The sequence below is a fragment of the Dictyobacter arantiisoli genome (genome assembly GCF_008326305.1).
Lineage (GTDB): Bacteria > Chloroflexota > Ktedonobacteria > Ktedonobacterales > Ktedonobacteraceae > Dictyobacter > Dictyobacter arantiisoli.
Map to the genome: position 1 here is coordinate 1 of NZ_BIXY01000139.1, position 9438 is coordinate 9438.

General features: G+C 46.4%; 5 protein-coding genes and 4 pseudogenes. 7 read left to right on the top strand and 2 right to left on the bottom strand.

The genetic code is table 11. From position 1 onward, the window contains the following. The 3 genes and pseudogenes from F1593_RS28710 to F1593_RS30180 form a co-directional block, all read left to right on the top strand. Window positions 1–194 (top strand): annotated as a pseudogene (locus F1593_RS28710) (transposase); the annotation flags it as partial. A 310-nt stretch (window positions 195–504) separates the two neighbouring features. After that, window positions 505–1131, top strand: coding sequence for a hypothetical protein (locus tag F1593_RS26360; RefSeq protein ID WP_149404539.1), 627 nt, complete (start codon window positions 505–507; stop codon window positions 1129–1131). Window positions 1132–1844: 713 nt separating this feature from the next. Next, window positions 1845–2344: pseudogene (locus F1593_RS30180) on the top strand (transposase family protein); the annotation flags it as partial. 66 nt (window positions 2345–2410) lie between these two features. Here F1593_RS30180 and F1593_RS26365 read toward each other — a convergent pair. Beyond that, window positions 2411–4531: a spermine/spermidine synthase domain-containing protein gene (locus tag F1593_RS26365; RefSeq protein WP_172632471.1), complete on the bottom strand. Its 2121-nt coding sequence runs from the start codon at window positions 4529–4531 to the stop codon at window positions 2411–2413. A 755-nt stretch (window positions 4532–5286) separates the two neighbouring features. Here F1593_RS26365 and F1593_RS26370 point away from each other — a divergent pair. After that, window positions 5287–6084, top strand: a complete 798-nt coding sequence (locus F1593_RS26370; protein ID WP_149404541.1) for a GNAT family N-acetyltransferase — start codon at window positions 5287–5289, stop codon at window positions 6082–6084. Between the two features lie 488 nt (window positions 6085–6572). Continuing rightward, entirely contained in the window at window positions 6573–7520 is a 948-nt protein-coding gene (locus tag F1593_RS26375) for a hypothetical protein (protein ID WP_149404542.1), read from the top strand. Window positions 7521–7779: 259 nt separating this feature from the next. On the opposite strand, the pseudogene F1593_RS26380 reads toward F1593_RS26375, so the two are convergent. Beyond that, window positions 7780–8279, bottom strand: a pseudogene (locus tag F1593_RS26380) (AraC family transcriptional regulator); the annotation flags it as partial. Between the two features lie 187 nt (window positions 8280–8466). On the opposite strand from F1593_RS26380, the gene F1593_RS26385 reads away from it, so the two are divergent. Beyond that, the gene (locus F1593_RS26385; protein WP_149404543.1) at window positions 8467–8862 is read left to right on the top strand and encodes a (R)-mandelonitrile lyase; all 396 of its coding nucleotides are present in this window, start codon (window positions 8467–8469) and stop codon (window positions 8860–8862) included. 52 nt (window positions 8863–8914) lie between these two features. Then, window positions 8915–9232: pseudogene (locus F1593_RS26390) on the top strand (aldo/keto reductase); the annotation flags it as partial. Between the last annotated feature and the right edge of the window lie 206 nt (window positions 9233–9438).

Sequence of the window (9438 nt, forward strand, 5' to 3'; positions counted from 1 at the left end):
CCTTGCCAGGATATGGGCTGTTGCGCATGGTGCGCGATGTCTTCCATATCAGCGGCTTTCTTTGCCGGGATGCTTCTGGTCAGATCGTCCAGATTGTTCTCAATCAGGATGCCCATTTGGCCCATCGCCTCCTCGTGTCGTTACAGGTGTTGCTTGCTCCCATACCTGTTGCCATTACTTTGGACAAAACTTAGGTATTTAGATAGTTTAAATTCTCCTCTCTTCCTTTATAGAAATATCAAGCATTTAAATCTTTACACATATAAAATAATAATTTATACTTTTTACTAAGTCAAGGACTGCTGCAGCACATTAATTTATCTTTATGAATTTTATCCTTTCTTAATATGAAATCACTAAGCTGTATTACTTTGGATTTCAATCAATATAAATCATCCTTTATTCACTCTTAATATTAAAAATAACATGTATATCCATCAATGTTTTATAATACAAAGTGATTTCATATTAAACGAAAGTTCAATAGCTTCCTTGGAGGGCCGTATGAGCTTTTTACAAGACACAAAAGACGTTATTCGAGCCGAGTTACAATCTCTTGCATCGCTTCCTTCTGAATATAGAGATGCTCTCTCAGAACAAAGCGGATTCATTCGGTCAGTTCGACTCCAGAAGCATCTTCCTCAAGGGGCAAACCTGACAACTCTGCATTTCTTAAAAGAAGTATCTGTATCTGGGTATTGCGTCCATGCAATTAGGTTTGAAGATACAGCAAAAGTATGGTGGATACTGTTCTGCCTCGTGCTTCTTGAGCCAACAGGACAATGGACCATCAAAGAATGTAGTGGTCTTGCTGGAAATACAGCCATGAGTCGCCCACCACATCTTCGACCAACGGTACAGCTTTACGGAAACCCTGATGCTCCATTTTATGCGGGAGGATTTGTGATAGATGATCAGCATGTAGGCATCCAACGCGTTCGACTTCAGACCCCATCAGAAATGCTGGAGGATACAGTTCTTGATAATCTTGTTCTCTATGTTCATTCCGAAAGCATCTCGTTACCCATTCAAGCAAAGCTATATAACGCTGAGAGCAACCTTGTAGAAACACATACTATTACCTTGTTGCCTATGAGAGAGCTCAAGTCTCAATTGAATATTGATATGTAACTGATGCATATTGTTGATGGTTCTTTAACAAGAAATGCACCATAATTTTCTTGCTTCCTGACCTCATAGGTAGAAACATTAGAGCGTAAACGACAATAGAGAGCTGTATCCGAACCTTGGCCACCACTTTTGCATGACACTACTAAATAGTTACGGATTTGACCCATCCTCGGCTTACCTCTAATGATATGGCTCTTGCAAAGGTATGGGGCAATTTTCTTCGGCGTGCAAAAAGGCCACTGATTGTGATGAAAAAATGACTATTGTTTGTGAAGAATAACATCTCTCTCAACACCTATATCAATAAACGTAAGCTCCGTAAGGAACTCTAACGCTCTGTCTCCTGGATACACTGGCTCTGAAATACCTCCTCACCATAGCCACTTATCGCATTCACGCAAGGGCGAATTCCTTAGTGTGGTTTTTCGTTCCACCCTTAGGATAGATTTTTGCAGTGGTCCTAGCCCTACCTCTTTATTCGGGATGGCTGCAAACTGGCGTGGACTGGCGACGCATCAAAGGGGTGTAGATCTCGTTGTAATTTACACTATTCTCTGCTGATACCTCAGATGTGAAGCGGTTTGCTCAAGTAGTTTTGTCCCAGTGCTCATATTGGAGGGCAAGTGCTTATGCCGGAGGGCCAAAACTGAACTTGCATCGGATTTGGAGGAGAGGAGAAAAGAAATGTGATAGAATACAAAGAGGATGATCTGATGGGAAAAACGCAAACAACCTACAACAAAGAATTCAAGCAGCAGTCTGTGACGATTTTTAAAACCAGCGGAAAAAGTAAAACACAAATAGCAGTAGAGCTGGCATAATAGATGTGATTTAAGTAAATAATGTAAAGAACTTAAAGAGTAAGGCCAAGAAGCTTCTTCAGGCAAGGGGCATCAAACATCCATAGAAGAGTAAAATAGAAAATTGAAGCGTGAGAACAAAATTCCACCGAAAGAAAGGGATATATCAAAAAAAGCGGTGAGCATCTTCGCGCAACCCAGCTGTAAAATTCCAGTTTATGCACGAACATCGCCAGGCATTCCCGATTATCTGCATGTGTTCGGTGCTGGGCGTCTCAGAAAAGGGCAATGCCAATTGGAGCAAAAGAGGCAAAATCCAGAGAAAACAGGATGATGAAATTATTACGGCGCGCATTGAAGATGCGTATTATCAGCATAGGGGTCATTATGGAAGTCCTCGTATTCATGCAGAATTTTAGAACAGAGAGCTGGATAGTTTTTTACCAGCTCTCTGCTCATCTCGCTATAGGTGTTGGTTTTTATATCAGCTTTGTCGCTTCTGTTGGTAGGAGTTTGCTAATCAGTAGTGCACTTGCATAGAAAACGATAATTCCGATCAGAAGGAAGCGATATCCAATGAGCATGCTGAAATATTCCAGGCCGCCTCCAACCATAATACCAATGAGATTAGAGGCGAAGGCAATATCAGCTGTCTCGCTATCGCGAAATGAATTGGCAAAGATGATGTTTGCAATAAACACCGGTGTAAAGGCCAGAATACTTGCTAACGCGTATCGAGCAACTGGATTTCCCAGGAGCAAGGCTTCTGGCGGAAGCAGGAAGTTGAAAACCAGAATACCAAACAACAGCAGATACCAGGGGAGGATGTGATTGATTTTGAATCGACTGTTAACCAACACCGCCAGTAATACACCAACGAGAATAGCAAAGGAGACCAGGGAGTTCACCATCCATGTGCTGCCAAAGAGAAGTGCAAAGGTTGTTAAACTCTTGACCTCTAACAGCATAAAAGCAACTCCCAGGAAAAACATATGCCAGTCGAAGCGGCGCAATACCCTCCGGGGAGCTAGTAGTAATACTCCAGCCAACAAATAGACAGCTACCATGCCCAGTCCAAAGATGTAGAGCGATGGAAAACTACGGTCGTGTAGGTACAGGAAAGGCCAATCATCAGTGGCTGGTGTACGATCCGTAAGGGGATAGAAGCCCTCTCCGATGACGCGCAACGTATTGGCATTTTTGTTCTTTGCGTATTCATGATAGGGACCGAATGTTCTCGATGGCAATGTCGCAAGGCGAGGCCCCGCCATAATGACTGCTGCACGCCCCCAGCCACCATATGTAAAAACAAGCGGTTCCTGATGAAAGTTAGATCCCACCATATTGACGAGCTTTTCCATCAGCCATGGCTCACGATAATAGTTGTAGAGTACGAGTAAACCATTTTTGCTGAGATGTGATTGCGCAGCCTTAATTGACTCCTGTGTAAGCAGAAAACTTTCCAGCCTCAAGTTCGTATTGCTTGAAGTCAAGGTGAGTGAGTCGGGCAGAGCAAAAACAATCAAGTCATACTGCTCTTTTGTGTTTTGCAGATAAATACGACCGTCGTTGATGACAGATTTCACACGTGGATTGCCATAGGGATGATCAGGATGATAGTGTGCGCCAAGTTGCTGAATTACAGGATCAATCTCGACTGCTGTAATTGATGGAACGCCATAAGCCAGGGCGGTTGAGGTATCAGATCCACTTCCTGCTCCTAAGATGAGCGCATGATGGAATGAGCGACCGGGAAAGAGACTATAGACCCGACGATAGAATGGCTCTTTATATTGCCAGGGAATCATCGTCTGGTGACCACCCGCATTATTGACATCGACAAGATAGCCATTATGAGGAGCCGAACGCAGCATAATTTTGTAGTAAGGCGACCAGTAAGCATTGATTTGTAGCGATGCAACGATAATCAAACTGGCAACCACTGGTATTATCATCCACCAGAGACGTTGCACGCTTGTGAGCAACAAAACGGGAATAGACAACACGAGAAACCACACCAGGGGTGGTAATGAGAGATAAGATATCAGTGAGAAGCAGGCAATTCCTGACAGGCTTCCAAGGATGTCATAGGTATAAGCAGTTAACGGTGGCACTTTAGTAAACAACTGACCAAAGATACGAGATAGTGGGATAAAACATAGCGTTACCATGCCAAAGATAATTGGCAGGACAATAAAATTCTCCGCATGCGCACTCTGTACTTCACCTGCTCCATAATAAAGAACATCAGTTGAGCTGATGCGTAAGTCAAAACGATTGAGGGTCACAATGACTATCAGAGCAAGAATGAGAACAGGGAAGGGCGGAAACCAGAAGCGTTGACGGCGCGCTGAGAGCATACCCAGCCCGATACCCAGGAAAGAGGCCATGAGGATGAAGTTGTTAAAATAACTCAGATAGCGAACGTAGGAAGGTATCCAGCGAATGCAGAGGAGCTCAAAAAACAGCATTACAAAGGAGACTAAAAGGATGCGTATGCGTGAGTTCTTAATTAGTAGTTGTTGCTCTCCGGCCCCTATGCGTAACCATGACCAGAGCTGAGGACGATTGGATACGATATTCATAAGGTAACGGGACATTGAAACCTCCATACGTAACTTTCTGAACAATATAAGGGAATGCAAGTATACTTGCTTACGTGATTGATATACACAGAAGGAACGCTTCGAGGAGGAAAATAGTGTCATGTCGCGGTGGCAAGAGAGAAGCAATCTCGCCACACCAGTTCATCGAGTTGTTCAACGGGGATTGAGCGTGCGGTACATTTTCACTACTCGCCCTCGGGAAGCTTGCTCTTGGGTGTTTGCGGGAATCAACTTTTGAGAAGCCCTGGAGTTTAAGGGCAGGGCTATTTGATTTTTGGAAAAAAAGCAGGGGTTGTTAGGGGCGGCAGACCCTGACCGGAGCGCGATGGCAGGCATGCCGGGGGCATGACAGTCCTCGCTCCTCTCTTCCGTTCCCCCTCCTGCGGCGGGAAAAGGGAAAATTAAATAGCCCTGGTTTAAGGGCCATGCAATTGACATAAAGGGGGGGTTGGGGAAATAAATAGTTTGGAGGAGGTCGATAAACTTTTAAGTAACTTTTCACTAATAACTCGCCAGTTATTTTTTCGCTTATTTTATAAAGCGTTACCTCAATTTCAATTAAGAAAGCGAACTCTTCTTATATAGGAATCTTACTCAAATCTCTCCAGAAAGTCAAGTGTAGTGTTATAATAAATAATGCACATCTACTAAATTATCGCCCCTATGAAGATGAACATTTCAAAAGTAACCATTAGAGATTCATCCGTAGCTGATTTCTTTACTCTGTAGAAAGGTATTCTATTCTTTCAATGCTGACATATATTCAACTTGACCACTTAGCTGCTATACAACAGCTAAATGATGACTACCTGCATACCCTTATCGCCTCTATGGATGGAATGTGGGAGAAAGGGATCATTCCTCAGGCAAATTTTGGGGAAATACAAGATCAAGGACAGCGTGTTGGATATTTTTGCATAGACTCCGATGACAATTTGCTGCGCTTCCACCTTCTTGAAAACTATCAGGCTCGGGCTCAGGAGATTTTTAGTTGGATCATCTCAACTTATGGTATCCAACGTGCAATTGCCAGTACTATAGAGCCTATGTATTTCTCTTTATGCCTTGATCTTCAGAAAAGTATCGTGCTTCATAGCTATCTTTTTCGAGACCATAAACGTATAGAGCTATCATCTGGCCTCAGCAATGGTATCTTTAGAAAAGCGGAAAAGCAAGAATTGGATGATATTGTACTCTTTTATCGCACGAATATAGAAGGGGCAGGGGAGTGGGTTAAGGATTTTCTTTACGACCGGCTCGATCGTGATGAATTATTTGTATTATATGATCAACAGACACTCGTAGCAACAGGAGAATGTATTCCCAGTCAGAAACAGTCACCTTATGCTGATCTGGGTATGGTTGTAGCTCAAGCATATCGTGGAAGAGGCCTGGGTAGCTTTATGCTCACACAATTAAAAAAGTATTGTTATGAAGTTGGATATAATCCAATTTGCTCGTGTGAGGCAGACAATCATGCTTCCAAGAGAGCCATAGAGAAGGCTGGCTTTATTAGTGAGCATCGAATAATAAAGATACAGTTCTAATGATGTTGCTAACGTTGGAGCCTGGCAAGTAGCGTTCTAGTGCTATGATTAAGGGATAGGGAGCACAAATTACTCCCTATTCTTTATTAGGGTACGCTTGCTCAAAATGAGTTTAGGGTCCTTTTTCTACTCATGCTAAGATGAAACACTACCATGAATCTTCTTTGGCGCTTTGAAATACGCCGCCGGCAACATAGCGTGCCTCTGCTTTGTGGGTTCAACAGACGAGATACAGTACGGCAAAAGTGGGAGTAATGTGTACGTGAGCCTGGCAGACCCAATCGTGCGCGAACAAGCACAGCTAGAAAATCTCGGCTGGGATGTACGGGTGCTCAATGGTCTCGATCACATCCAGACTACCGGCTGACTCCCTTTGGTCTGAGCGTTGCCAGAGCAGAGGCACAGCGCCTGAACGCACTCGTTCGGATGGCTCAATCAAGGCAACTGCTGCCACAATCAGAGATGTACACGCTCGAAGGAGGGGCATAATGGCACGATTGAAGTTAGCGCCGGGAGCTATAAAAAGAGCACTCGCTCTCTCAGAGTGGCTCTATGGTCTCTTCCTGCATGCTTATCCAGCGACCTTTCGGCGTACCTATGGTTCGCGCATGGCCCACGTCTTTCGTGATAGCTGCCGTGATGCCTTACAACAGCACGGCTGGGCTTCCCTCATCCCGTTCTGGTTAAAGACACTGTCTGATCTCGTTCACAATGCCTGTTTGGAACGATGGCATCTTTTGAAGGAGGGAACACGCTCGATGGCAAGCACCCCAAACTTCCCGCTGCGCCTGTGGGTCTCGCTCACCGCAACGGTCATTGCTTTTGCTGTTTCCCTGCTCGCAAGCATCAATCTCTACTTGATTGAGGACTCAAGCCATTTGACCCAGACAGCATATGCCGCATCGCCCCTGCTCCGCTTCAGTTACGACGGGATATATCTCTCTGCGCTCGCCGCTGGTGTCGGCATATGCGCCATCCTGGGGTATGCTTTTGTGCGGCGAGAGGGCCTCGTAGTGGTTGGCCTCATCATGGTGACGCTCCTTATTGCTTTCGGTGGATTCGGCGGACTCCTCGTCCATCACTCCGCAACCTTCCTGGTGTTATTTGCCATTTTCCTTGCACTCACACTCATCAGCTTGCTATGCGGGCGTGCCGTGGCAATTCGCGCCGGCCGCTTCCTTGGACAGCGATCTGCAGCGGTCCTGGGAGCATGTGCGAGTGTTGGTAGTGTGTTGCTGGTCAATGTGGTGGCTCTGGTGTTGCACACACTCAGCTTGAATCCAGTAAGCCATGCGCTCTACATGCAGGGGCAGATTGGGGGAACGCATCTGAATTTCTCGCTCATTGCCATGAGTGTCGCTCTTTTCACGCTGATCGCCTGTACCGTGAGTCTCGGACGCGCGCTTCGCTTCCCATCCTCCCAATCCTCAGATTGAAAGTCTCGCTTTAGCACATTTGCCGCCTTTTAAGATCTCGCGTTCCTGGCGTAAGATCTCGCTCTCTTGTTTGAGCCGAGGTAGCTCTTCTTCTGATAGAAGAGGCATGCCGATTGTAGTAATTACAATATAGACACCATAGAACGTTTTACATATGAATATTTGCCCACAATGGAATAACACAGTCATATCTGTTGCTCCACACATAATGAAGGCCTGATCCTTGCGGTCGGGCTTTCTGCTTCGTACTCATACTCCTCCTTGCCATCCACTGGAATTGTAAAGGACTCATCGCCGTGACGGCCTTGAAGTGATGATGGAATCCTGAGACGCTCGTGTCTAGCTCTTGTGCGAACCGCTCGATGCTCAACGACTGGTCGAAATTCTGGCGCAGTCGCTTGACTGCTGTAGTGATATGGGAAGTGTAGCCTCCCTCTAACGCCAGATGACGGAGCTGAGCACCTTGCGCTCCCATCAGGAGCCAATAGATGATAATCAACGGCATCAAGACCTGCGCGTCGGCAGGGGCATCCAGGAGCCTGACGAGACGCACGAAGGCATCGAGCAAATTACCATCCAACGGGCTGACATCAATGGCCCTCGCTTCGACACGCTCGCCAGGTAAGGAGCGGGAGACTTCAACCATGACCGAACCAACGAGGGTAGGCGCGAGTTCCAGGCGTATTGCGAGATAGGGCCGCTCTTGGAGGCTTCAGGAACCTGACTGACGCGAGGCAGATCGACAGTAGTAAGCAGATAGCGTGAGGAGCGTATTTGCAGGATTTGCTAATCATTTTCCATTATTCTACCACCCTGTCTGTGAAGGCGTCTATAATAGCCTTAGGACAAAGAACACACACCTCTACATTTGCAGGTACGCTGGATTATTCTTCAAGAAGAGACAATCCTGCACTGAGGTGTTAGCCGACGTGGAGGAATACAGCATATGGACATCAAAAGAAATGGTTCACAACCGTCCGGCAAAGGACCAACCGAGTATTTTACTGGCGTAGTACGCATTGACCCGCTCTTCCAGGCCCCTGATCCGGCCCGTGTGGGAGGAGCCAGTGTCACCTTTGAGCCAGGGGCTAGAACTGCATGGCATAGCCATCCGCTGGGCCAGACCCTCATTGTCACAGTTGGCAGTGGCCGGGTCCAACGCTGGGGCGGCCCGATTGAAGAGATTCGACCTGGAGATGTGATCTGGTTCGCGCCGGGGGAGAAACACTGGCATGGTGCCGCGCCAACCACAGCCATGACACACATTGCCCTCCAGGAAATGCTCGATGGCAAGAATGCTGACTGGATGGAAAAGGTTAGCGACGAACAGTATCAGGGCTGATCTTGCAGGAAGAACGTTGCGGATTTTTACGCGAAAACAGGAGGCACAGCAAATGCAAAAACGCACACTTGGAAACAGTCACCTGGAGGTCTCGGCTATCGGGCTTGGCTGCATGGGAATGAGCTATTCCTACGGTCCACCAGCAGACAAGCAAGCGATGATTTCATTGATTCGGTCAGCCGTCGAACGCGATGTTACTTTCTTTGATACCGCTGAAGTGTACGGTCCGCTCGTCAATGAAGAGCTCGTCGGCGAAGCCCTCTCGCCTTTCCGTGGGAAGGTGGTGATCGCCACCAAATTTGGATTCAAACCAGCTACCGATGGTGAAGCGAGGTGGAGTCAGTTGGATAGCCGACCAGAACACATCAAACCAAGGGGCTCGCTATCCCGCACAGATGGAAAAGATGATCGATCGCTAAGTGAACAGTAACAACCATCCTTCACGGGCAATATCGCTTAAATACCTAAGTTTTGTCCAAATTAGTGACACTGAAGGGAAGTGAAGAGCTTGCCAAAGGCATGAAGAAGGCTCATACCTAATGAAGAAAAAAGTTGTTTGATCATCGTTCGATCATT

What these genes read in the sequence shown, in the direction of transcription:
- F1593_RS26360 (WP_149404539.1), top strand. Translation starts at nt 505, where the DNA reads ATGAGCTTTTTACAAGACACAAAAGACGTTATTCGAGCCGAGTTACAA.
- F1593_RS26365 (WP_172632471.1), bottom strand. Translation starts at nt 4,531, where the DNA reads ATGTCCCGTTACCTTATGAATATCGTATCCAATCGTCCTCAGCTCTGG.
- F1593_RS26370 (WP_149404541.1), top strand. Translation starts at nt 5,287, where the DNA reads ATGCTGACATATATTCAACTTGACCACTTAGCTGCTATACAACAGCTA.
- F1593_RS26375 (WP_149404542.1), top strand. Translation starts at nt 6,573, where the DNA reads ATGGCACGATTGAAGTTAGCGCCGGGAGCTATAAAAAGAGCACTCGCT.
- F1593_RS26385 (WP_149404543.1), top strand. Translation starts at nt 8,467, where the DNA reads ATGGACATCAAAAGAAATGGTTCACAACCGTCCGGCAAAGGACCAACC.